General features: G+C 71.0%; 15 protein-coding genes and 2 pseudogenes. 8 read left to right on the top strand and 9 right to left on the bottom strand.

Going from position 1 to position 23,207, the window contains the following annotated elements; translation table 11 throughout:
* Positions 1 to 53 precede the first annotated feature (53 nt).
* Positions 54 to 1,073, top strand: a complete 1,020-nt coding sequence (locus ACSP97_RS34595; protein WP_440555837.1) for an Lrp/AsnC family transcriptional regulator — start codon at positions 54 to 56, stop codon at positions 1,071 to 1,073.
* A 106-nt stretch (positions 1,074 to 1,179) separates the two neighbouring features.
* On the top strand, positions 1,180 to 1,626 hold the full coding sequence (locus ACSP97_RS34590) for a hypothetical protein (RefSeq protein ID WP_358676086.1): 447 nt from the start codon (positions 1,180 to 1,182) through the stop codon (positions 1,624 to 1,626).
* Here ACSP97_RS34590 and ACSP97_RS34585 read toward each other — a convergent pair.
* Positions 1,614 to 2,072 (bottom strand): universal stress protein, encoded by a 459-nt coding sequence (locus ACSP97_RS34585; protein WP_355524514.1) that lies wholly within the window; start codon positions 2,070 to 2,072, stop codon positions 1,614 to 1,616. The genes ACSP97_RS34590 and ACSP97_RS34585 overlap by 13 nt on opposite strands.
* Positions 2,073 to 2,102: 30 nt before the next feature.
* Positions 2,103 to 3,140, bottom strand: coding sequence for a lactonase family protein (locus tag ACSP97_RS34580; protein WP_440555836.1), 1,038 nt, complete (start codon positions 3,138 to 3,140; stop codon positions 2,103 to 2,105).
* 246 nt (positions 3,141 to 3,386) lie between these two features.
* Between ACSP97_RS34580 and ACSP97_RS34575 the strand changes: the two genes are divergently transcribed.
* The 4 genes from ACSP97_RS34575 (at position 3,387) to ACSP97_RS34560 (ending at position 8,345) form a co-directional block, all read left to right on the top strand.
* Positions 3,387 to 4,442 (top strand): NAD(P)-dependent alcohol dehydrogenase, encoded by a 1,056-nt coding sequence (locus ACSP97_RS34575; RefSeq protein ID WP_440555835.1) that lies wholly within the window; start codon positions 3,387 to 3,389, stop codon positions 4,440 to 4,442.
* Between the two features lie 73 nt (positions 4,443 to 4,515).
* The gene (locus ACSP97_RS34570; RefSeq protein ID WP_440555834.1) at positions 4,516 to 6,345 is read left to right on the top strand and encodes a glycoside hydrolase family 15 protein; all 1,830 of its coding nucleotides are present in this window, start codon (positions 4,516 to 4,518) and stop codon (positions 6,343 to 6,345) included.
* Complete coding sequence (locus ACSP97_RS34565; RefSeq protein ID WP_440555833.1) at positions 6,342 to 7,793, top strand: glucose-6-phosphate dehydrogenase; 1,452 nt, start codon at positions 6,342 to 6,344, stop codon at positions 7,791 to 7,793. The genes ACSP97_RS34570 and ACSP97_RS34565 overlap by 4 nt, the downstream gene beginning before the upstream one ends.
* A gap of 15 nt (positions 7,794 to 7,808) precedes the next feature.
* Complete coding sequence (locus ACSP97_RS34560) at positions 7,809 to 8,345, top strand: gluconokinase (protein WP_440555832.1); 537 nt, start codon at positions 7,809 to 7,811, stop codon at positions 8,343 to 8,345.
* Between the two features lie 43 nt (positions 8,346 to 8,388).
* On the opposite strand, the gene ACSP97_RS34555 is transcribed toward ACSP97_RS34560, so the two are convergent.
* Positions 8,389 to 8,886 carry a hypothetical protein gene (locus ACSP97_RS34555; RefSeq protein ID WP_355151145.1) on the bottom strand — a complete coding sequence of 166 codons (498 nt, stop codon included), beginning with the start codon at positions 8,884 to 8,886 and terminating at the stop codon, positions 8,389 to 8,391.
* A gap of 500 nt (positions 8,887 to 9,386) precedes the next feature.
* On the opposite strand from ACSP97_RS34555, the gene ACSP97_RS34550 reads away from it, so the two are divergent.
* The gene (locus ACSP97_RS34550) at positions 9,387 to 10,616 is read left to right on the top strand and encodes an FAD-dependent oxidoreductase (protein WP_440555831.1); all 1,230 of its coding nucleotides are present in this window, start codon (positions 9,387 to 9,389) and stop codon (positions 10,614 to 10,616) included.
* 129 nt (positions 10,617 to 10,745) lie between these two features.
* Entirely contained in the window at positions 10,746 to 12,104 is a 1,359-nt protein-coding gene (locus tag ACSP97_RS34545; RefSeq protein WP_440555830.1) for an MBL fold metallo-hydrolase, read from the top strand.
* A 112-nt stretch (positions 12,105 to 12,216) separates the two neighbouring features.
* Here ACSP97_RS34545 and ACSP97_RS34540 read toward each other — a convergent pair whose 3' ends face one another.
* The 6 genes and pseudogenes from ACSP97_RS34540 to ACSP97_RS34515 all read right to left on the bottom strand — a co-directional run bounded on the left by ACSP97_RS34540 (position 12,217) and on the right by ACSP97_RS34515 (position 22,825).
* A complete protein-coding gene (locus tag ACSP97_RS34540) occupies positions 12,217 to 14,049 on the bottom strand; it encodes an endo-1,4-beta-xylanase (RefSeq protein ID WP_440555829.1) in 1,833 nt (610 codons plus the stop codon).
* 13 nt (positions 14,050 to 14,062) lie between these two features.
* Positions 14,063 to 14,839, bottom strand: a pseudogene (locus ACSP97_RS34535) (cellulose binding domain-containing protein); the annotation flags it as partial.
* Positions 14,840 to 14,908: 69 nt separating this feature from the next.
* Positions 14,909 to 15,550 (bottom strand): annotated as a pseudogene (locus ACSP97_RS34530) (GH12 family glycosyl hydrolase domain-containing protein); the annotation flags it as partial.
* A gap of 101 nt (positions 15,551 to 15,651) precedes the next feature.
* Positions 15,652 to 18,456 (bottom strand): glycoside hydrolase family 48 protein, encoded by a 2,805-nt coding sequence (locus ACSP97_RS34525; protein WP_440555828.1) that lies wholly within the window; start codon positions 18,454 to 18,456, stop codon positions 15,652 to 15,654.
* 185 nt (positions 18,457 to 18,641) lie between these two features.
* Positions 18,642 to 20,699 (bottom strand): glycoside hydrolase family 6 protein, encoded by a 2,058-nt coding sequence (locus ACSP97_RS34520; RefSeq protein ID WP_358682559.1) that lies wholly within the window; start codon positions 20,697 to 20,699, stop codon positions 18,642 to 18,644.
* Positions 20,700 to 20,848: 149 nt separating this feature from the next.
* Entirely contained in the window at positions 20,849 to 22,825 is a 1,977-nt protein-coding gene (locus ACSP97_RS34515) for a cellulase family glycosylhydrolase (RefSeq protein ID WP_440555827.1), read from the bottom strand.
* Positions 22,826 to 23,207: the final 382 nt, after the last annotated feature.

Genomic DNA, 23,207 nt, shown 5'->3' with positions numbered 1-23,207 from the left:
CCATCCGAACCGGTGGCGAACTTGGCAGGAAACAGGCGCGGAGGGCGGCCGGGGTGACGGATTCGGACACGGTCAGCGAGCTGGACCTCGCTCTCGTGCACGCGTTGCAGATCCGCCCGCGTGCCGCCTGGTCCGATCTGGCGCCGCTGCTCGGGGCCACGGCGGTGACGCTGGCCCGCCGTTGGGAGCGGCTGACCCGGCAGGGCCTGGCGTGGCTGTCCGCGGTGCCCGGCCGGACCTTCGCACGGACCCGCTGCAGCGCGTTCGTGCTGCTGCGCTGCGCGCCGGCGGCCCGGGAGCGGCTCGCGGCGCGGGTCGCGGAGCTGACCGAGGCGGTCACCGTGGAACTCACCGCTCCCGGCACCGCGGACCTGCTGCTCGACGTGCTGACACCGGATCCGGCCGCCCTGCACCGCTTCCTCACCGAGGAGCTGGCCGCGCTGCCCGATGTGACCGGCGTCGAGTGCCTGCACGCGACCTCGCTGTACGCCGACGGAACACGCTGGCGACTGGGCTCGCTGGACGCCGCTCAGCTCACCGCGCTGGACCGGGCCGGTGCCGGTGCCCCGGGCGCCGGGGCCGCCCCGCCGCTGGACGGGCTCGACCGTGAACTGCTGCGCGCGCTCGCCGAGGACGGCCGGCTGCCGCTGGCCGAGCTGGCCCAGCGCACCGCCACCAGCGCCGCCACCGTCCGGCGGCGGCTGCACCGGCTCACCGCGACCGACGTCATCGCCTTCCGCTGCGACATGGCGCCGGCGCTGACCGGTCTGCCGGTGGCGGTGACCTTCCGCGGCCGGGCCCCGGTCCGCGATGTCAACGCGCTCCACCGCACGCTCGCCACCCTGCCCGAATGCCGGCTCGTGGCCGCCGTCACCGGCCCCGCGAACATCCTCGCCACCTATTGGCTGCGCGACATCGGCGCCGTCCAGCACCGCGAGACCACGCTCGGCGCGCGCCTGCCGTCCCTGGAGATCACCGACCGCATCCTCGCCCACCGCACCGTCAAACGCATGGGCCACCTCCTCGCCCCCGACGGCCACCGGGTCGCGACCCAGCCGATCGAACCGTGGTGAGCCGCGCGGGAACCGGGTACGGCCCGTCGCCCGGGCGGGAAGCCGGCGCCCCGGCCCGGAGCACCGGTCGCCGTCGGCCGCGCCGGTCCCGGTAGTCTGCGTCACCATGAGACGCGCTTGGACGGTGCCGCTGCTGCTGGTGCTCTGCGCGGCCGTCGCCGCGACCGGCCTGTCGCTGGCGGGCCGCGAGGGCGAGGCCGTGGTGTTCGCCCTGGCGTTCCTCGCCGTCGCGGCCGTCAACTCCCCCTTGGTCTTCCCGCGTTCGGTCAGTGCGTCCGAGGCGCTGCGCCGGAGCGCGGCGGACGGGCGGGCGGTCGTCTACTGGCGGCCGGGCTGTGCCTACTGCCTGCGGCTGCGACTGCGTCTCGGCCTCCGTGCCCGCCGGTTGCACTGGGTCGACATCTGGCGGGACACGGACGGCGCGGCGGTGGTGAGGGCGGCCAACGACGGTGACGAGACCGTACCGACCGTGGTCGTCGCGGGCCTGCCGTACGTCAACCCCGATCCCGCCTGGGTGCGCGGGCTGACGGCGGCCGGGGCTCAGTCTTCCTGACCTCTGAGGACGAGCACCGGGCAGGGCGCGTGCTGGACGCAGTGCTGGGCGACCGAGCCGAGGAGCAGCCCCTTGAAGCCGCCGAGGCCGCGGCTGCCGACCACCAGCAGCGCGGCGTCGCGGGCCGCTTCGAGCAGGACACCGGCCGGGGTGCCGTACCGCACCACCGTGCTGACCCGCACCGCGGGGTGCGCCGCCACGGCCTCCTCCACCGCGCGCGTGAGGTCGTCGCGGGCCCGGCCCTCCATGACGGCCTCGTCGGAACTGGACGGTGGCAGCCAGCCGAGCGCGCCGTGGAACTGCGGGACGTCCCAGGCGATCACCGCCTCCACCCAGCCGCCGGTGAGTGCCGCCTGGCGTACCGCCCAGTTCAGGGCCCGCTTCGACTCCTCCGAGCCGTCCACCCCGACCACGATGCGTTCTTTCCGGCTCTGTTCGTCGGCCATCCTCATCCCTCGTCCTCGTACGGAGCGCCCTCATCCGAAGGCGACACAGCTGGCGGCGGCCACGGGCAGCGAGCCGGCGGGCTCGGGCACGCCCGTCGCGGTGTCGAGGTCGAACCACGTCACCTCGCCCGAGCGCTCGTTGGCCGCGTACAGCCGGCGGCCGGGCGGGTCCAGCACGAGGTCACGCGGCCAGTGGCCACCGCACGGTACGGCCGTCACCAGCTCCGCCCGGTCGCCGGAGGCGTCGAGCGTGAGGACGGCCACGGTGTCGGTGCCGCGCACCGCCGCCCACAGGTACCGGCCGTCCGGGGACACCACCGGGGCCGAGGGCTGCACGGGGACGTCCGGGCCGTCCGGGAACAGCGGGGTCTCACCCACCGGCCGGAGCACCCCGGCGCCGGCGTCCCACCGGCAGACGGTCACCGTCGGCCTCAACTCGCCGAGGACATAGGCGTGTTCACCTGAGGGGTGAAACGCGAGGTGCCGTGGTCCGGTGCCCGGCGGCAGCCCGGTCGCGCCGTGTGCTCGCAGTTCGCCCGTGTGCTCGTCCAGTGCGCACACCCGGACCGAGTCGGTGCCGAGGTCGACGCAGAGCACCCAGCGGCCCGTCGGGTCGGGCACGACCTGGTGGGCGTGCGCGGACGTCTGGCGGTTCGGGTCCGGGCCGGAGCCGACGTGGCGCAGCACGCTGCTCGGGGGCCCCGCCGGCCCCTCAGCGGTCAGCGGCAGCACGCTGACACTGCCCGAGCCGTAGTTGGCCGTCAGCAGGTGTCGCCGGGTCAGCGACAGATGGGTCGGTTCGTCGCCGTGCACCCGCACGGGCTCGCCGAGCGGCCGGGGCACCGGTGGGTCGATGGAGTACGCGGCCACCGCGCCCGCCACGGTCTCGGAGACCGCGTAGAGGACGGTGCCCCGCACGGCCAGGTACGACGGGTTCGGCACGGACCGGACGACGCCCGTCGCGGTCAGCGCCCCGCTGCCCGGGTCCCGGTGGGCCGCGACGATCCCCGGCCCGCCGGCCGACGTGAACGTTCCGATGAAGACGCGCTCCGTGTCGCCGCCGGCCATGGATCCTCCGCCCTCCGCCCCGCACGCAGCACGGCGGAGTCACCACGATGCGGGCGCCGCGCCGGGACGCCGGGGATTCCCCGGGCGACATGGCCCGGCATTCACCGGAACGCATCAACGGGCCGCGCGGCTCCCGGCCGCCCGTGAGACGGTGATCACGGTGTGCGAAGCCGCCGCCGGCCCCGGGGACGGCCGTACGGCCGCCGGGGACGCGGCGGTGCCGAACCGACAGGAGGGCGCAAGCCGGTGAAGGCATTCGTGATGAAGGAGATCGGGAGCGTCGGCTTCATGGAAAAGCCGGTTCCCGAACCGGGCCCCCTCGACGCCGTGGTGCGGACGACCAACGCGCTGATCTGCACCTCCGACTCGCACACCGTGCAGGGCGGCATCGGCCCCCGGGAGAATCTGACGCTGGGCCACGAGGCGGTCGGTGTCGTGCACGCCGTGGGTGGCGAGGTGAAGGACTTCCGGCCCGGCGACCGGGTGCTGGTCGGGGCCATCACCCCGGACTGGGGCGACCTCGCCGCGCAGAACGGCTATCCCTCGCAGTCGGGCGGGCCGCTGGGCGGCTTCGAGTTCGCCAACCGCAAGGACGGGGTGTTCGCGGAGTACTTCCACGTCAGCTGGGCGGACGCCAATATGGCGAAGATCCCCGACGACATCTCCGACGAGCAGGCGGTCTACTGCGCCGACATGCTGTCGACCGGCTTCATGGGCGCCGAGCACGGTGACATCCCGATCGGCGGCACCGTGGCCGTGCTCGCGCAGGGGCCGGTCGGGCTGATGGCCACGGTGGGGGCCAGGCTGCGGGGCGCGGGGCTGGTGATCGGGGTGGAGTCGGTGCCCGGCCGGCAGGAACTCGCCCGGTTCTACGGCGCGGACGTGATCGTGGACTTCACCGAGGAAGACGTGGTCGAGCGGGTCCTCGAACTGACCGACGGCCAGGGCGTCGACACCGCCATCGAGGCGCTCGGCGCGGACGTGACCTTCCAGACCGCGGTCAAGGTGACCAAGCCGGGCGGCACCATCTCCGTCATCGGTTACTTCGGACAGGGCGAGTTCGTGCACATCCCGCGCGCCGAATGGGGCGTCGGCATGGCCGACAAGACCATCGCGACCGGGCTGTGCCCCGGCGGGCGGCTGCGGATGGAGCGGCTGCTGCGGGTCCTGCGCAACGGGCGCGTCGACCCGACCCGGCTGACCACCCACCGGTTCCCCTTCGACCAGATGGAGCGGGCGTTCGAGGTGTCGGACAAGAAGCTCGAGGACACCGTGAAGGTCCTGGTCACCTTCGAGGGGTGACGGGCCCGGCCCGGGCAGCACGTTTCGGTGCCGCCGGGGGCGCGCTCCTTCGGCGTCAGAGAGGCGAGGCCGCATGTACGATCCCGATCCGCCCTTCCGGCCCGTCCGGGCCCGCGGGGGCTATCTGCCGCTGGAGGACCTCGGCCTGATCGGGGACGGCAGCACGGCGGCCCTGGTCGGACTGGACGGCTCCATCCCGTGGATGTGCCTGCCCCGCTTCGACTCGGACCCGCTCTTCTGCGGTCTGCTGGACCATGCGCGCGGCGGCCACTTCACCGTGGCGCCCGAGGACCTGGTGGAGGCCCGGCAGCACTATCAGCCCGACACCGGGGTGCTGGTCACCGAACTGCGCTCGCCCACCGGGGTGGTGCGCCTGACCGACGCGCTCGCGCTGCGGTCCGGCGCCGATCTCACCGAGGACATGCCCGCGGGGCGGGCGGAGCTGGTGCGCTCGGCGGTGGTGCTGTCCGGTCACGTCCGGCTCGGGGTCCGGCTGGAACCCCGCGGCGGCGGGCAGGCCCACGCGCTGTTCAGCGGGCTGGAGGTGCGCCCCCACCGGCAGCCGGGTCTGCGCCTGCACCTGCGTTCCAACCGTCCCCTGACCGGTCTGCACAGCACCCATGACCTGCGGCAGGGCGACCGCCTCGACCTCGTGCTGTCCTGGGGGCGCTTCCACCGCCATCACCGCTTCGACAGCGACGCCATGCTCAAGAGCACCGCGGACGCCTGGCACCGCTGGATGCGGCACTGCGACTACGCCGGCCCGCAGGCGCCCCTGGTCAGGCGGGCGGCGCTGACGCTGAAGATGTGCGACGACTGGGCCAGCGGCTCGCTGGTGGCCGCGCCCACCTCCTCCCTGCCCGCCCCGATCGGCGGCATCCGCAACTGGGACTACCGCTACGCCTGGATCCGGGACGCCGCCTACGCCGTGTTCGCGCTGCGCCGCATCGGGTTCGACGGCGAGGCGGACTCCTTCCTCGGCTGGGTGCTCGACGCGTTCGAACACAGCAGACAGCCCCGCATCATGTACACCGTCGAGGGCGACACGGTGCCCGACGAGGTGGAGGACGGCGAACTGGAGGGCTACCGCGGCTCGGCCCCGGTGCGCTGGGGCAACGGCGCGGCCGACCAGCGCCAGCACGACGTCTACGGCGAGATCCTCGACTGCGCCGACCAGTGGCTGCTGGCGGGCGGGGAGATCCAGCCGGCGCTGTGGGCGGGCCTGGCCGGGCTCGCGGACACCGCGGAAGGGGCCTGGCGCCAGCCGGACCAGGGGATCTGGGAGGTGCGCAGCGCCGGGCGGGCGTTCACCTACTCGGCCGGGATGTGCCAGGTGGCGCTGGACCGGGCGGTGCGGATCGGTGAACGGCACGGTCTGCCGGGCCGGATCGCCCAGTGGCGGGCGGCCGCCGAGAAGGTGCGCCGCATCATCCTGGAGGAGTCCTGGGACGAGGAGGCGGGCACCCTCAGCGCGCATCTGACCGGCGGGGGCGTGCTCGACGCGAGCCTGCTGGCGCTGCCGACGCGCAAGGTCGTACCGGCCGACCATCCGAGGATGGTGGCCACCGCTGCGGCCGTCGCCGAACGCCTGTCGGCCGGCGGCGGGCTGCTCTACCGCTATCTGCACGACGAGGCCCCCGACGGCCTGGCCGGTGACGAGGGCGCGTTCGTGCTGTGCAGCTTCTGGCTGGTCGACAACCTGGTCGGGCAGGGCCGTACGGAGGAGGCCGAGGAGCTGTACGCCTCCCTGTGCGCGCGGGCCAGCCCGCTCGGGCTGCTGTCGGAGCAGATCCATCCCACCACAGGAGAGTTCATGGGCAACTTCCCCCAGGCGTTCAGTCACATCGGCATCATCGCGAGCGGCGTGAACCTCCAGCGGGCGAGGGCGGCGAGCCGGCGATGATCGGCCGGCTCGTCATCCTCGGCGGCACGGGAGACCTCAGCGGTCGCTTCCTGATGCCGGCCCTCGCCGCACTGCACGCCGCGGGACACCTCGCGGACGGGTTCCGGGTGACCGGCGCGAGCCGCGAGGAGTGGAGCACGGAGCGGTTCCGGGAGTGGATCGCCGAGTGGCTCGACCGGCAGGGCGGGTCCGCGCCGGCCGACGCGCGGCGGGCCGTCGTGGAGTCGGCCCGCTACCAGCGGGCCGATGTCACCGACCCGGAGGACGTGCGGGCCGTCGTCGCCGGTGACGAACCCGTGGCCCTGTACCTCGCGCTGCCGCCCGCGCTCTTCCCCCGGGTGGTCACCGCGCTGCACTCGGCGGGCCTGCCGCCGGGGAGCAGAATCGTCCTGGAGAAGCCCTTCGGCGAAGGCCTCGACAGCGCACGGGAGTTGAACCGGTTGCTGGCCGAACTGGTGCCGGAGCAGGCGGTGTTCCGGGTGGACCACTTCCTGGCCATGACGACCGTGCAGAACGTGCTCGGCAGCAGGCTCGCCAACCGGGTGCTGGAACCCCTGTGGAACAGCACCCACATCGCCGAGGTGGAGATCGTCTGGGACGAGAGCCTCGCGCTGGAGGGCAGGGCCGGCTACTACGACCGGGTGGGGGCCCTGAAGGACATGGTGCAGAACCATCTGCTCCAGGTGCTCTGCCTGGTCGCCATGGAGCCGCCGGTCACGCTCGGCGAGCGGGATCTGCGGGACCGCAAGGTGGACGTGCTGCGTTCGGTGCGGCTGCTGACCGAGTACGACGTGGTGCACCGCACCCGCCGCGCCCGCTACACGGCGGGGCGGATCGACGGCCGCGAGGTGCCCTCGTACACGGACGAGGAGGGTGTGGACCCGGAGCGCGGCACCGAGACGTTCGCCGAGGTGGAGCTGGAGCTGGACAGCTGGCGCTGGGCGGGCACGACGTTCCGGCTGCGCAGCGGCAAGGGCCTGCGCGGCGACCGCAAGGAGGTGGCGGTGCGGTTCCGGCCGGTGCCCCACCTGCCGTTCGGGCACAGCGGGGAGGTGGTCCCCAATGTGCTGCGCTTCGGTCTGGAGCCGGAGGGCCTGACGCTGGATCTGATGGGCACGGGTTCCCGGGCCGGTCATCTCACCGAGCTGGAACTGTCCGCGCGGCTGGAGCCGGGCGAACTGCCCGCGTACGGGCGGCTGTTGCTGGACGTCCTGCGGGGCGATCCGGCGTTGTCCATCCGCGGCGACGAGGCGGAGGAGGCGTGGCGGGTGCTGACGCCGGTCCTCTCGGCCTGGGAGCGGGGGCTGGTTCCGCTGGAGGAGTATCCGGCGGGCTCGGACGGGCCGGCGCCCCGGCACGCCTACGGTCCCGGACCGGTGACCAGGGACGCCCTGCTGCACGAGGAGACGGTGCTGCACACGTCGGGCGAAGCCGGCGGCAGGCCGTGAGCGGAGGGAGACGCGATGCGTCGTGAACCGGGGCGACGGCCGCCGTGTGTCGTCGTGATCGGGGTGGCCGGGGTGGGCAAGACCACGGTGGCCCGGCTGCTTTCCAGGCGGCTGGAGGTGCCGTTCGCGGAGGCGGACGACTTCCACTCGCCGCAGAGCATCGCCAAGATGTCGGCCGGTGTGCCGCTCACGGACGCCGACCGGCGGTCCTGGCTGGAGTCGATCGCCGACTGGCTGCGCGAGCGCGACGAGGCGGCGACGGGCGGTGTGGTGCCCTGCTCCGCGCTGCGCCGCCGCTACCGCGACACGCTGCGGGCGGCCTGTCCGGACGCCTTCTTCGTCCATCTGACGGCCGGCCACGAGGTGGTGGGGCGGCGCCTCAGCGAGCGCGCCGGCCATTTCATGCCGCGCACGCTGCTGGAGTCGCAGGAGGAGACGCTGGAACCGCTGGAGCCGGACGAGCGGGGCGTCACGGTGGACGCGGGCCCGCCCCCCGAGGCCGTCGTCGAGGCGGTGCTGGCACACATGGCCGAGGCGGACGTCGACGGCTGACCGGCGGGTCCGGGTGCGCCCTGACCCGCCGTCGGGGTACGGGTCAGCAGCCGCCGCAGTTGTAGTAGAGGGCGTCCCAGTGGTTTCCCTCGTCGGCGTAGACGTTGCCGGAGGCCGAGGTCCACATCGGGTAGCCGTCGCCTCTCAGGCCCGAGTAACTGAAGTTGTTCTTGATGTAGTTGGTGACGCAGGTGTTCTTGCCGTAGTCGAGCTTGTAGCCGTTCCAGTGGGAGTACGTGCCGGAGGCGTGGCCGGTCTCGGTGCCGCCGGTGATGTTCAGGGCGCAGCCGCTGGCCCGCTTGAGGGTCTGGGCGCCCTGGGCGGTGGCCAGGTTGAGCTGGTCGAACGACGTACAGGTCGAGTTGTTGCGGTCGGAGCAGTTGCCGGACGAGGACCAGGTGATGCCGACGTCGCGGAACATCTGGGTCGCCGTGGCTTGGCTGATCTTGGTGACGGCGAAGGCGTCGGTGGCGGTGCCGACGACGGCGATGCCGGGGGCGACGACGAGGGCGAGTGCGGTCACTGCGGAGCGGACCTTCATGGGGAGCCTCCTGCGGATGGCCAGGCTTCTTGTGTGTCGGCTGTGCAGGTGGTGCCACGAGATGATGGCAGACAGCCGCGCGGATCGGCCAGCCCCGTCACCGTCATCACTTGTGCTTCATCCGTGAACGCCCCGGTCGGCGAGGACGGTTGCCGCCGCGGTCCGGGGCCCGCACCCCTCGCGGCATGAGCAACGTCAGCGTCGGCGCGGTCGTCGTCGCCCACGCGCTGCCGGACCAACCGCACGCCCTGCCGGTACCGGGCGTCCGGCGACCGCGGCCGGGATGAGCCCCGGGTGAGCAGGCCGGAGGGGGTTGGGGGCGGCCCGTAAGGGTCGACGTCAGGCGTTGGCGGTGCGGACCTTGCCTCTCGGGCAAATACCCGCCCGGGTATTTGACCCTCCCCCTCGCGTCGCTCTAACTTCGGCCTCACCCAAACCCCCCGGGGTATTTGAGCAGGCAACCAAACGGGCCTCAGGGCCGGAAGGGAAGGACCTCCACCATGGTCGCCAGTCCCCTCTCCAGCGACGAGACGATCGCCGGCCGGCACCGCGTCGTCGTCATCGGCGGCGGCAGCGCCGGCATCAGCGTCGCCGCCCGTCTGCGCCGCGCCGGCGTCCGGGACGTCACACTCGTCGAACCCTCCGACAGCCACTGGTACCAACCCCTGTGGACCCTGGTCGGCGGCGGCCAGGCGACCCTGCGCAGCACCCGCCGCGCCGAGGCCGCGGTCATACCGGACGGCGTGCGCTGGATACGCCGGCACGCCCTCGCCGTCGACCCCGACGCGCGCACGGTCACCCTCTCCGGGGGCGCGGAACTCGCCTACGAGTACCTGGTCATGACCCCCGGGCTGCAACTGGACTGGGACGCCGTGCCCGGTCTCGCGGAGGCGGTGGGCCACGACCGGGTGTGCAGCAACTACGCGCCGGAGTACGCCCCGCGCACCTGGGACCTGATCAGGAACATGCGCTCCGGCACGGCCGTCTTCACCCACCCGGCCACCCCGCTGAAGTGCGGCGGGGCGCCACAGAAGATCGCCTACCTGGCGGCCGACCACTGGCGCAGGCGCAAGGTCCTGGGCCGCATCCGGGTCATCCTCGTGATACCGGACGCCACCCTGTTCAAGGTGCCCGAGTGGGGCCGCGTCCTGGAGCAGGTGGCCGACCGGTACGGCATCGAGGTGCGGCTGCGGTCCGAGATGACCGCCGTGCACGGCGACCGGCGCGAGGTCGTGATCACCGACCACGGGAGCGGCCGCGAGGAGATCGTCTCCTACGACCTGCTGCACGCCGTGCCGCCGCAGAGCGCGCCCGACTGGGTCAAGAGCGGCCCGCTCGCCGACCCCGCGAGCCCCCAGGGTTTCGTCGCCGCGGACCGGCACACCCTGCGGCACCCGCGCCATCCCGAGGTGTTCACGCTCGGCGACGTGGCCGATCTGCCGACCTCGAAGACCGGCGCGGCCGTGCGCAAGCAGGCCCCGGTGGTGGCCGCCAACCTGCTCGACGCCATGCGCGGCAGGCGGCCGGAGCACCGGTACGACGGCCACACCTCCTGCCCGCTGGTGACCGCCCGCGACCGGATGCTCCTCGCCGAGTTCGACTACGACCTCGAGCCCTGCCCCACCTTCCCGCTGATCGACACCTTCAAGGAGCGGCGCGACATGTGGGTCTTCAAGCGGTACCTGCTCCCGCAGATCTACTGGCACGGGATGCTGACCGGCCGCCTGTGACCGGCCGCCTGCGACCGCCCGGCCCGATCCGCCGTCGGCCGGGCACGACACGAGGCCGGAATACCCCCCGGGGTACTCGTGTTACATTGGATATACCCCGGGGGGTAATTCGGCAAAGGGAGTGACTCCGTGTTCTTCATCGACACCATCGAGCTGGAGGGCCTCGGCAACCGCAGCTATCTGGCCGGCGGGCGGGAGGCGGCCGTGGCGGTGGACCCGCCGCGCGACGTCGACCAGGTACTCGCCGCGGCGGCGCGGCGCGGGGTCCGGGTCACACACGTGGTGGAGACCCATGTCCACAACGACTACGTCTCCGGCGGTCTGGAGCTGGCCCGGCTGACGGGCGCCGCCTACCTGGTGCCAGCCGGGGCGCGGGTCTCGTTCGTCCGGGTGCCGGTGTCCGACGGCGACACCGTCACCGTCGAGGGCGATCTGGAGTTGAGCGCGGTCGCCACTCCCGGCCACACCCCGCACCACACCTCCTATGTGCTGCGCGAGCAGGGGCGCCCGGTGGCGGCGTTCACGGGCGGCTCCCTGCTGATCGGCACGGTGGGCCGGCCCGATCTGGTCGAGCCCCGGCTGACCGAGCGGCTGGCCCGGGCCCAGCACGCCTCCGCGCACCGGCTCGCCGCGGAGCTGCCGGACGAGACGTCGGTGCTGCCGACGCACGGTTTCGGCAGCTTCTGCTCCTCAGCGCAGGCCGAGGGCGACGCCACCACCATCGGCAAGGAGAAGTCGGTCAACGCGGCGCTCACCACCGACGTGGACTCGTTCGTGGCCCGGCTGCTCGCCGAGCTCGACGACATCCCCGCCTACTACACGCACATGGGTCCGGCCAACGCCGCCGGTCCGGCGCCCGTGGACCTCACCTCGCCGGCGGTCGCCGACGCCCGGGAGATCGCCGCCCGGCTCGCGGCCGGCGAGTGGGTCGTGGACCTGCGCAACCGGGTGGCGTTCGCCGAGGGCCATGTCGCCGGATCCTTCAACTTCGAGGCCGACGGCAAGATCGCCACGTATCTCGCCTGGCTGATCCCGTGGGGCAAGCCGGTGACCCTGCTCGCCGAGTCCCCTGCGCAACTTGCTTCCGTCCAGCGCGAGTTGGTCCGGGTGGGCATCGACCGGCCCGCGGCCGCGGCGACCGGCGCGCCACAGGAGTGGGTGGCCGAGGGGGAAGCCCTCGTCTCCTTCCCGCGCAGCACCTTCGCGGGCCTGGCCGAGCGCGGCACGGACGGCGTCGTCGTCCTGGACGTACGCCGCGACTCGGAGCGGACCACCGGGCACATAGCGGGCTCCGTGCACATCCCGATCCACCAGCTGCACCAGCGGCTGGACGAGGTACCGGCGGGCACCGTGTGGGTGCACTGCGCCGGCGGGATGCGGGCCGCCATCGCCGCCTCCGTGCTGCACGCCGCCGGGCGGGACGTGGTGGCCGTGGACGACGGCTTCGGCTCGGCCGCCGAGGCGGGTCTGACCGTGGTGACCGGCTGAGCCGCTCCCCCGCCGCCGGCAGGTGGCGCCTGCCTTGGCCGGCACGACTGGCCCCGCCCGGCAGACCTGGACGGCTTGCCGGGCGGGGTGTTCTCTGGCGGCTGTTCCCGGTCTACGGCTCGACGCCGCCCGCGAGGGTGCCGCTCACGTACACCGTCACCTTGCTCGCGTCGGCGTACGCGGTGTTGGTCGCGTAGCTGTAGTCGTCACTCTCGTTGAAGTTGGACCAGTCCGTCTTGTTGATCCGGCTCTGGATGTCACCGGTCGACGCACCCGCCGCGAGACTGCCCGCGCCGGAGGTGAACCCGACCTCCAGGTAGTGGTCCGCACCCGACTTCGGCGACGACAGGGCCACCACCTTCTGCGTGACGTTCGAGCAGCCGACCGCGGCGTAGTCACACCACGCGCTGAAGGCGGAGGCACCGCCGTCACCGGTGAAGTAGTAGCGGATCGTCACCTTCGACAGATCCACCGCACTGCTGCCGGTGTTGACGACCTTCAGGCCCGGCTTGATCTGGTTGTCACCCGGCGCCGAGTCGTTGTTCTTGTACTGCACCTTCACCGCACCCGTGCCCGGCGTGCCACCACCGCCGGCCGCCGTCGTCGCCGTCACCGCGCTCGACGCCGCCGAGACATTGCCCGCCGCGTCCCTCGCCTTCACCGTGTACGAGTACGACGTCGACGCCGACAACCCCGAGTCCGTATACGACGTCGACGTGGTGCTCCCCACCTTCGTCGACCCCCGGTACACGTCGTAACCCGTGACCCCCACATTGTCCGTGGCCGCCGTCCACTTCAACGACACACTCGAACTCGTCGTCCCCGACACCGCCAGACCCGTCGGCGCGGACGGCGCCGTCGTGTCCGAACCGCCACCGGGCGGGTTGCCGCCGAGGGCGGTCTGGACGGCGGCGTACGCGGGCTTCTGCTGCAGGTTCTCGTCGTAGAGGCAGGCAGCGCCCTCTCCCTGGAAGGTGCTCGGCACCCAGGAGTACTTGTCGTCGAAGTCCCACACGGTGATGCCGACACACCGGGAAACGGCGAGACAGGCGTTGGTCACCTGACGGTAGTAGTCGGCCTGGGTCGCCAGTTTGGTGCTGTCGGCGGGCATCTGCATACGCACGTCCAGCTCGGTGAACGCGACGTCGAGCCCGAGGTCGGCAAAGCGCTGGAGGTTCTGCCGCATGTTCGACGGGAACGAGTACTGGATCGCGAGGTGCCCCTGGAAGCCGATGCCGTCCAGCGGCACGCCCTGCTTCTTCAGATCGCTGGCCAGTTGGTACATGGCGTCGGCCTTGGCGCCGCTGCCCTCGATGTTGTAGTCGTTGATGTACAGCTTGGCGCCAGGGTCGGCGGCGTGCGCGGTCCGCAGCGCGTCCGCGATGTAGTCCTTGCCCATGGCGTTGTAGAACGGGTCGGTCCGGTAGGTGCCGTCCTCGTTGAACGGCTCGTTGACCACGTCCCAGGCGTAGACCTTGCCCTTGTAGTGGGAGGCTTCCTTGGTGATGTGGTTCTCCATGGCCGCCTGCACCTGGCCGGCCGGAAGGTTGCTCACCCAGCCGGGCAACTGGCTGTGCCAGACCAGGTTGTGGCCGCGCACCTGCTGGTTGTGGGCCTGCGCGAAGGAGACGATCGCGTCGCCGCCGCTGAAGTTGAACTGGCCCTGCGACGGCTCCGTGGTGTCCCACTTCATCGAGTTGCCGGGCGTGATCGAGCCGAACTCGCTGCCCAGGACGGCGGTATAGGACGAGTCGTTGAGTTCCGAGTTGTCGGTGGCGGAGCCGAAGTAGCGGCCCTGCGCCTGCGCCAGCTGGTCCAGGGTGGCGCCCTGGGCGACGGCGGCCGGAGCGGCTCCGACGGCGAGCAGGCCGAGTCCGGCGGTGGCCAGAGTGGCCAGCGCGACCGCCAGCCCCCCGCCACGCACGGGATGCAGAAGGGATCTCACCGCTGTCTCCTCGTCAGTTCGGTTCGGTGCCGCCCGCGAGGGTGCCGCTCACGTACACGGTCACCTTGCTCGCGTCGGCGTACGCGGTGTTGGTGGCGTAGCTGTAGTCGTCGGACTCGCTGAAGTTCGACCAGTCGCTCTTGTTGACCCGGCTCTGGATGTCACCCGTCGACGCACCCGCCGCGAGACTCCCGGCGCCGGAGGTGAACCCGACCTCCAGGTAGTGGTCCGCACCCGACTTCGGCGAGGAGAGGGCCACCACCTTCTGCGTCAGGTTCGAACAGCCGACGGCCGCGTAGTCACACGACGCGGTGAACGAGGACGACCCACTGTCACCGGTGAAGTAGTAGCGGATCGTCACCTTCGACAGATCCACCGCACTGCTGCCGGTGTTGACCACCCGCAGACCCGGCTTGATCTGGTTGTCACCCGGCGCCGAGTCGTTGTTCTTGTACTGCACCTTCACCGCACCCGTACCCGGCGTGCCACCACCGCCGGACGCCGTCGTCGCCGTCACCGCGCTCGACGCCGCCGAGACATTGCCCGCCGCGTCCCTCGCCTTCACCGTGTACGAGTACGACGTCGACGCCGTGAGCCCCGAGTCCGTATACGACGTCGACGTGGTGCTGCCCACCTTCGTCGACCCCCGGTACACGTCATACCCGGTGACCCCCACGTTGTCCGTGGCCGCGGTCCACTTCAACGACACGCTGGAACTGGTCGTCCCCGACACCGCCAGACCCGTCGGCGCGGACGGCGCCGTCGTATCCGCACCGCCACCGGAGCCCTTCTGGCTCGCGGAGAACGAGAAGCTGTTGCTGGCCAGGCCCTGGCCGCCCTGCCAGATCTCGAAGCCGGCCTCGGCGTCGATCAGGTAGTGCGCGGGGTTGATGGAGCCGCGCGCCACCGCGTCGTCGATCAGGGCCTTGACGTCGAGGTTGCTGAACGAGGTCCCGCCGCCCTGGAGGACATAGGAGATGATCTTCCAGGAGGTCTGCTGGCCGGTCCACACGTCCCAGCCGTGGCCCGCGACGTTCGCGGTGGCGGTCTTGCTGCCGAAGGGCTGGACGCCGCCGCGGCTGTTGAGCCAGATCATCACCTCGGTGCCGTCCGGCTGGTCGTCCGTGGTCGGCGTCGAGTTGAACCAGAGGTCGTACGCGACGTCGTAGGCGCCCGACGCCGGCTGCGTGGTCGACCAGGAGGTGGTCGAGCTGCCCAGCTGACTGACCTGGATGGGCAGTCCACTGCCGGTGGTGCAGGCTCCCCAGTGGCAGCCCTTGTAGATCGACGGGTAGGTGGCCGGGGCGCCGTTGGTGGGCACGCTGAGGTTCGCCTGGGTGACGGTCCACGCGCCCGTGGCGTCGTCGACGCTCACGCACTGCGTGTCCGACGAGTTCCATTCGTTCTGCTGGTAGATGTACTCCCCGCCCTTCACGGACGTGGTCCCCCACTGCGTACAGTCCGTCGTCGTACTGGCCGACGCCGGCTGGCCGACGGCCATGAGCGCGCCGAGCAGCAGGACGGCCATGGCGCCCGCCCAGGCGGCCGCGCGCAGCCGTCTCCACGATGACAGCATGTGTGGTCTCCTTCTTTCTCGGCGGATCAGGGCTCGGTGCCCCACGCGAGGGTGCCGTTGACGTACGCGGTCACCTTGGTGGCGTCCGTGTAGGCGGTGTTCGTCCCGTAGCTGTAGTCGTCGCTCTCGCTGAAGTTCGACCAGTCGCTCTTGTTGATCCGGCACTGGATGTCACCGCTCGACGCGCCCGCGGCGAGGCTCCCGGCGCCTGAGGTGAACCCGATCTCCAGGTAGTGGTCCGCACCCGACTTCGGCGAGGAGACGGCCACCACCTTCTGGGTGACGTTGGAGGCGCCGACCGCCGCGTAGTCGCACCAGGTGCTGTAGCCGCTCGCGCCGCTCTCGCCGGTGAACCAGTAGCGCAGGGTGACGGCGGACAGGGACAGCGGGCTCGTGCCGGTGTTGACCACCTTCAGGCCCGGCTTGATCTGGTTGTCGCCCGGCGCGGAGTCGTTGTTCTTGTACTGCACCTTGACCGACCCGGTGGGGTTGCCGCCGGATCCGGCCTTGGTGGTGGCGGTGACCGCGCCGGAGGCCGCCGACACGTTGCCCGCGGCGCCCTTCGCCCGGACCGTGTAGGAGTACGCCGTCGAGGCCTTGAGCCCCGAGTCGGTGAACGAGGTGGTGACCGCGCTGCCGGCCAGGGTCGTGCCCCGGTAGATGTCGTAGCCGGCCACGCCCACGTCGTCCGTGGACGCCGTCCAGGTCAGTGAGACGCTGGTGTCCGTGGTCGCCGCCACCGCGAGGTTCGTCGGAACGGTCGGCGGGGTGGTGTCACCGGTGCCGCCGCCTCCCCCGGTGCCGACGATCAGCTCGGCGTACACGGCGTAGGCCATGGCGATGTCGGCCTGCGCCCAGAAGCGGTGGTAGACGAAGGTGGGCGCCGCCCCGCCGTCCAGGTACGCCTGGACCTTGGACCAGTCCGGGTCCTTCTTGTACCAGGAACGGATGGAGAGGAACGTGGAGTTGGTGTTGATCGGGTCGCCGTTGGGCATCTTGCCCGACCAGCCGGACGGCACGTAGACAGGGTCGCTGAACCGGCTGTAGTCGGTGCGGGTCTCCGGTGTGGTGATGCCCTTGGCGTCGGCGAGGGTCGCCATCGCGTCCAGCAGCTTCTTGGCGAGGGCGGCGGAGGCGGTGTCGCCGGACTTGGCCGCGTAGTACGTGAGCGTCTTGACGTAGGCGGCGGCCACCCCGGTGTCGTTGCCGTGGTCCACGACCGTCACGTGCAGGCTCTTGTTGCCAGACGGGCTGCTCGGGTTCCAGGTGTCCGGCTGCCCGGTCCAGTTCAGGGTGCCCGGGATCTTGAAGTCGGTGGCCGTGACCGTGGTCTCGGAGATGGCCCAGGCCACCCACTTGTCCAGGACGGCCTTCGCGGTGGCGTTGCCGGTCACGTAGTAGTACTCGGCGACACGCTCCAGCGACCAGCACTGGAAGCCGAACCAGTTGTTGCTCGGCGGGTCGTGGTAGACCGGCTGCCAGTCGTAGGCCATGCCGTAGAACGTCGGGGTGCCGGCCGGTGGGGTGCCGTACTGCCCGTTCCAGCTGTTGGTCGCGCCGCCCGCGATGGCGCCCTCGGCGGATTGCAGCCACTGGTAGAACTCCAGTTGGCGCTGGAGGCTGGTGGACCAGTCGCTCTTCGCGGTGGGCGACTTCGGAGTGAGGCTCGGCACGTTGGCCAGCGCCCAGGCGGCAAGCGGGTTCTGGTAGCCCTGGTGGGCGCTGCTGTCGCCGATCCGCCAGGCCCAGCCGCCGCCCGGTTCCGCACCGCCCCAGGCGTAGTACCAGGCCAGCAGGTAGTGCTCGGAGTCCCGCCCCGTGCCGGCGGCGCAGCTCTTCGGGTCGGTGCAGTTGCCGACCTTCTTGAAGTACTTGTCGAACAGGGCGTACCGCAGGTAGTCGCCCATCTTGGCCGCCTTGGCGACGGAGGCGGAGATCGCCGACTGGTTGCTCTGGGCGGTGGCCCACCGGTAGGCCCAGTACGCCGCCTGCACCGCGCGTGCGTCGGCGTCGGGGGCGTTGGTGTACTTCCACTGCTTGGAGTAGGAGCTGTCCTTGACGAACAGGTCGAGGTAGCCGTTCGTCCCGCCGTACTTGAACAGGTCGGTCGTCGGCTGCGGGACGGTCTCCCACACCGACTCCTGGGCGCCGCGCTGATAGCTGTTGATGTACGACGGTCCGGACGCGGTCGGCCCGTTCTCCGCCCCGGTGCCGGGGGTGTTGCCGTAGCCGTAGACGTTGTCGACGTCCAGCAGCCAGTGCATCCCGTAGATGTCCGGGGTGCCGTAGGCGGAGTTCAGCTCGCTCGCGATCGGGTCCTGGCCCGAGGTGACCGAACTGTCCAGCGCGGAGGGGTACTTGTTGACGTCCGGCCACTCGGGGATGTAGGTCGCGGGGCTGGCGGCGTTGTAGGAGCCGTTGCTCGGCTGGTCGTTGTGGGTGGGGATGATGTACTTCTCGGCCGTGGCCCAGGCGTTGTTGAACGGCGTCCAGTCGGCGGTCACCCGGCCGTAGGTGGCCTCCAGCCAGAACCAGTAGCTGAACGCCTCCGAGGTGGTCTGGTGGCCGTGGTCGGGGGCCTCGACGATCAGTGTCTCCACGCAGTGGTAGGGGATGCCGTCGGGGCTGAAGTAGCCGTTCGCCGGGTCCTTGATCTTCTTGTACTGGGTCAGGAAGGCCGTGGTGTACGGGTCGTCGGCGACGGCCGTCGGGGACGTGGCGGCCTTCGCCGAGGGCGTCGCGCTGGCCAGCGTGGGCGAGACGGCCGCCCCGAGCAGGGCTCCGCCGACCGCGGCGGCGAATCGCCTGCGGGATATGCCGGAGGCGGACATGGCTTCTCCTCAAGGGAATGGAGGGGGATCCGCCGGACGCGGGAGTTCGGGGAGCCGGTCCGGCGGGAGCGGAGGGGGCCGGAGCATGGCGCCACCCTGATGGGCGCCATGCTCCGGGACCCGGCCGCGGCCCGGAGCGGGGCGGGCGGGGCGGGGCGGCCGGGTTGCTTCGCGGTCGCCTCGGTTTACGGCTCGACGCCGCCCGCGAGGGTGCCGCTCACGTACACCGTCACCTTGCCGGCGTCGGCGTACGCGGTGTTGGTGGCGTAGCTGTAGTCGTCGGACTCGCTGAAGTTCGACCAGTCGCTCTTGTTGATCCGGCTCTGGATGTCACCGGTCGACGCACCCGCCGCGAGGCTGCCCGCGCCGGAGGTGAACCCGATCTCCACGTAGTGGTCCGCGCCCGACTTCGGCGAGGAGAGGGCGACGACCTTCTGCGTGACGTTCGAGCAGCCGACCGCGGCGTAGTCGCACGACGCGGTGAAGGTGGAGGCGCCGCCGTCACTGGTGAAGTAGTAGCGGATGGTCACCTTGGACAGGTCCACCGCGCTGCTGCCGGTGTTGACGACCTTCAGGCCCGGCTTGATCTGGTTGTCGCCGGGGGCGCTGTCGTTGTTCTTGTACTGCACCTTGACCGCGCCCGTGCCCGGCGTGCCACCACCGCCGGACGCCGTCGTCGCCGTCACCGCGCTCGACGCCGCCGAGACATTGCCCGCCGCGTCCTTCGCCTTCACCGTGTACGAGTACGACGTCGACGCCGTGAGCCCGGAGTCCGTGTACGAGGTGGACGTGGTGCTGCCCACCTTCGTGGAGCCCCGGTACACGTCGTACCCGGTGACCCCCACGTTGTCCGTGGCCGCGGTCCACTTCAGCGAGACGCTGGAACTGGTCGTCGCCGACACCGTCAGACCCGTCGGCGCGGACGGCGCCGTCGTGTCCGAACCGCCACCAGGCGGGGTGCCGCCGCCGGAGATGGGCGGGTAGGCGTTCTGCAGCAGCTGCTGGAACTGGGCGGAGAACCAGTGTCCGGCCAGCGGCGCGTTCGGCAGGGCGCCGGTCGGGTTGTTGCCGTTGCGGGCGTTGCCCCCGTAGGTGGGGTCACACATCTGGTCGAAGCCCTTGCCCTCGCTGTTGTCGACGGGCTGGCTCGAACCGTCGGACTCCCCCGGCGGCTTGACCCACACGTAGGCGTCGATCCCGGCGGCGGGCGCCGCGGTCGGCCGTTCGCCGAGTCCCGCACCGCTCTGGTTGCACCAGTTGCCGGTGTGGATACGGCGGTCGATCCGGCTTCCGTTGACGTAGTTGTCCACGGATGTCGTCGGGCCGGGGCCGGTCGGCCGAGCGGAGCCGCCCCAGCCGTTGCGGGAGGTGTCGATCAGCATTCCGATACCGGAGTCGAAGCCCTTCGCCACCAGGGCGGTGCGCAGCGCCTGGGCGTACGACTGCTCGTCGACGTACTGGTTCCAGTCCACCCACTTGGACTGGCGCACCGTCGTACCGTTGACGTTGTCGCTCACCTTGAAGTACGGCTCGACCGTCGCCGAGTAGTTGGCCGTGTTGGTGATGAAACCCTGCACGTCGTTGACGGTGGCGCCGGCGGTGTTCGCCGCCTTGTAGAACTCGTCCACGGCGGGGCCGAGGTTGGTGTCCCAGCCCAGCCAGCCGTGGTGGCCCGCGTCGATGTAGTTGTACACGTTCGGGATCGCGCCCAGGTGGTTGAGCGCGTAGCCCACGCCGGTCTCGTAGTTGCCGTTCGCCTTCATGGTCTCGCACTGGGTCGTCGACCCGGCGCTGCCACCCGCGTTGGTGACGATGTTCGGCAGCGAGTCGGGCTCGATGACGTTGACGATCCGCAGGTTGGCGTAGGCCGGGTCGGCGAGGATCTTGGCGATCGGGTCGATGTACTCGGTCTCGTACCGGCCGATGTCGGTCGGGCCCAGCTCGCCGTTGGAGGCGAGGGCGGAGCAGTCCCGGCCGGGCAGGTCGTAGATGACCAGCGTGATCAGGTTGGCGCCCTGCGACACCGCCTTGTCCAGGTGGTCGCGCAGACCCATCTTGCCGCTGGTGCCCGCGATGGTCGAGATGCTGTCCAGCCACACCGCGGTCGGCGTGTTGGCGACCGCGCTGCCACCGGGCTCCGCCGCGGCCTCACTGGACCACTCCGGGTTCACGTAACCCTTCGCGCCCACATAGGGGTTGTCCACCCGGGTGGCCGCCGAAGCGGTGGGCGCGTTGAGCGTCATGGCCAGCGCGGAACTCAGCGCGAGCGCCGAGACCACCGCGAGACCGCGGGTGAGCCGCGACCTGGGGGGATGCTTCTTCACCGGTGTTTCCTTCCGTGGGGTGTTCCGGCGCACGGCTGCCCACCGACGCGCCGCCTGCAGGGGGAAGATCAGGGTTCGATGCCGCCCGCGAGGGTGCCGCTCACGTACACGGTCACCTTGCTCGCGTCGGCGTACGCGGTGTTGGTCGCGTAGCTGTAGTCGTCGGACTCGCTGAAGTTCGACCAGTCGCTCTTGTTGACCCGGCTCTGGATGTCACCGGTCGACGCACCCGCCGCGAGACTCCCGGCGCCGGAGGTGAACCCGACCTCCAGGTAGTGGTCCGCACCCGACTTCGGCGAGGAGAGGGCCACCACCTTCTGCGTCAGGTTCGAACAGCCGACGGCCGCGTAGTCACACGACACGGTGAACGAGGACGACCCACTGTCACCGGTGAAGTAGTAGCGGATCGTCACCTTCGACAGATCCACCGCACTGCTGCCGGTGTTGACCACCCGCAGACCCGGCTTGATCTGGTTGTCACCCGGCGCCGAGTCGTTGTTCTTGTACTGCACCTTCACCGCACCCGTACCCGGCGTGCCACCACCGCCGGACGCCGTCGTCGCCGTCACCGCGCTCGACGCCGCCGAGACATTGCCCACCGCGTCCCTCGCCTTCACCGTGTACGAGTACGACGTCGACGCCGACAGCCCCGAGTCCGTATACGACGTCGACGTGGTGCTCCCCACCTTCGTGGAGCCCCGGTACACGTCGTAACCCGTGACCCCCACGTTGTCCGTGGCCGCCGTCCACTTCAGCGAGACGCTGGAACTGGTCGTCGCCAACACCGTCAGACCCGTCGGCGCGGACGGCGCCGTCGTATCGGTGCCGCCACCGGGCGGGTTGCCACCGCCGGAGCCGAAGCCGGGGGCCTTGATGGACGTCAGATAGCCGTCCTTGACGGTGTCCACCGTCGACCAGTCGTCCTTGAGGATGCCGCCGGTGTCACCGGAGTCGGGGTTCAGGCACCAGAACGTCCACTGGAAGCTGTCGGCGCCGTACTGCGAGGTCGGGCGGAGGTAGTCGACCAGCGCCTTCAGCCAGGTCTGGTCGACGGCCGACTGGAGCGTCGTGCCGAACTCGCCCACCCAGACGGGGGCGATGTTGTTCTTGAACAGGTAGCCCCAGTGCTTGTCCCAGATCCCCGGCATGTTGTTCGGGAAGGACGGGTCGCTGAACCAGGGCTGGTTGGCGACGCTGGTGGCGTAGTCGTGGGCCGAGTAGACGACGCGGTTGGCGACGTCGAGCCGGACCGGGTAGGTGCCGGCGCCCTCCAGGTTGCCGCCCCACCAGGTGGAGTCGCCGTTGTAGGTCTGGATGCCCTCGACGAAGATCAGCATGTTGGGATTGGCCGACAGCACGGCGTTGCCGCCGCGTTCGGCCGCCAGCCGCCAGTCGGTGCCGGTGTCACCACAGCCCCAACAGGCCGGGTCGTGCGGCTCGTTGTGCAGGTCGATGCCGACGACCGTGGAATTGCCGGCGTACCGGCTCGCCAGCGTCTTCAGGTCCGCGAGCCAGGTCGACTCCGGGACACTGCTGGTGTACCAGAGGGCGCTCTGGCCGCTGGAGTCCGGCCGGTGCCGGTCGAGGATGACCTTCAGACCGATCCGGCCCGAATAGTCGACGATCTTGTCCAGGACGCCCAGCGAGTCCAGGCCCTGCAGGTCGGCGTTCTTCCCACCGGAGAAGTCGATGCTTTCCGGCATGGTGCCCGACTTGAAGATGTCGTCGGAGTACGGAATGCGCAGCGTGTTGTATCCGAGCGAGGCGATCTGGTCGAGCATGTTCTTGTAGTCCCGTGACCACAGGCCGTGGACCACATGGTTCGATGTCTCGAACCCGAACCAGTTGATCCCGGCGATGCGCACCGGGTTCCCGCTCGCGTCCACGATCTGCCGGCCGCTCGTGTGCCAGTAGCCCGCTCCGGCCGTACCGGCTGCCCGGGCGGGCGCCGTGCTCGTCACCGCGGCCAGCAGGGCGAGCAGGACGGAGGCCACGGCGGCAAGCACCGTGAGCCGCCTCGGTGGGCCCAAGTCCGCAGGTCTCATAGCAGCCAACTCCCCTTCGTGTGGCGTGGCCCCGTGCTGACGGACAGCTCTTCCTCACCGGTCGCCCGAGCGGGCTCCGGTGTGGTGCGTGTGCGGTGGTGCTCGCCGGGACTCGTCGCACCCTCGGAAGGGACCGGAGGCTTCCGCCACTCGATGCCGCGGTGGTCAACTCCGGCGTGATTCCAGGATGTTGAACGTGGGAGCGCTCCCAGCAAGTGAGGAAAGTAACAACTCGAAACACCGCTGTGAAGGGGCCGCGCGAAACGGGAGCGCAATGGCGTGTTCATGTCGCCCTAACCGCCGAAGGGGCGCCGTGCGCCTACTCGAAGGTCATCAGCGCCCGGGAGGCCGGTGAACTCGCCGCATCCGGCGACGATGCACC

Origin of the sequence: Streptomyces sp. SCPE 10 (assembly GCF_051980735.1) — a bacterium.
GTDB lineage: Bacteria > Actinomycetota > Actinomycetes > Streptomycetales > Streptomycetaceae > Streptomyces > Streptomyces misionensis.
Note: the sequence above shows the minus strand (reverse complement) of the source record. Positions and strands in the feature narration are given on the sequence as shown.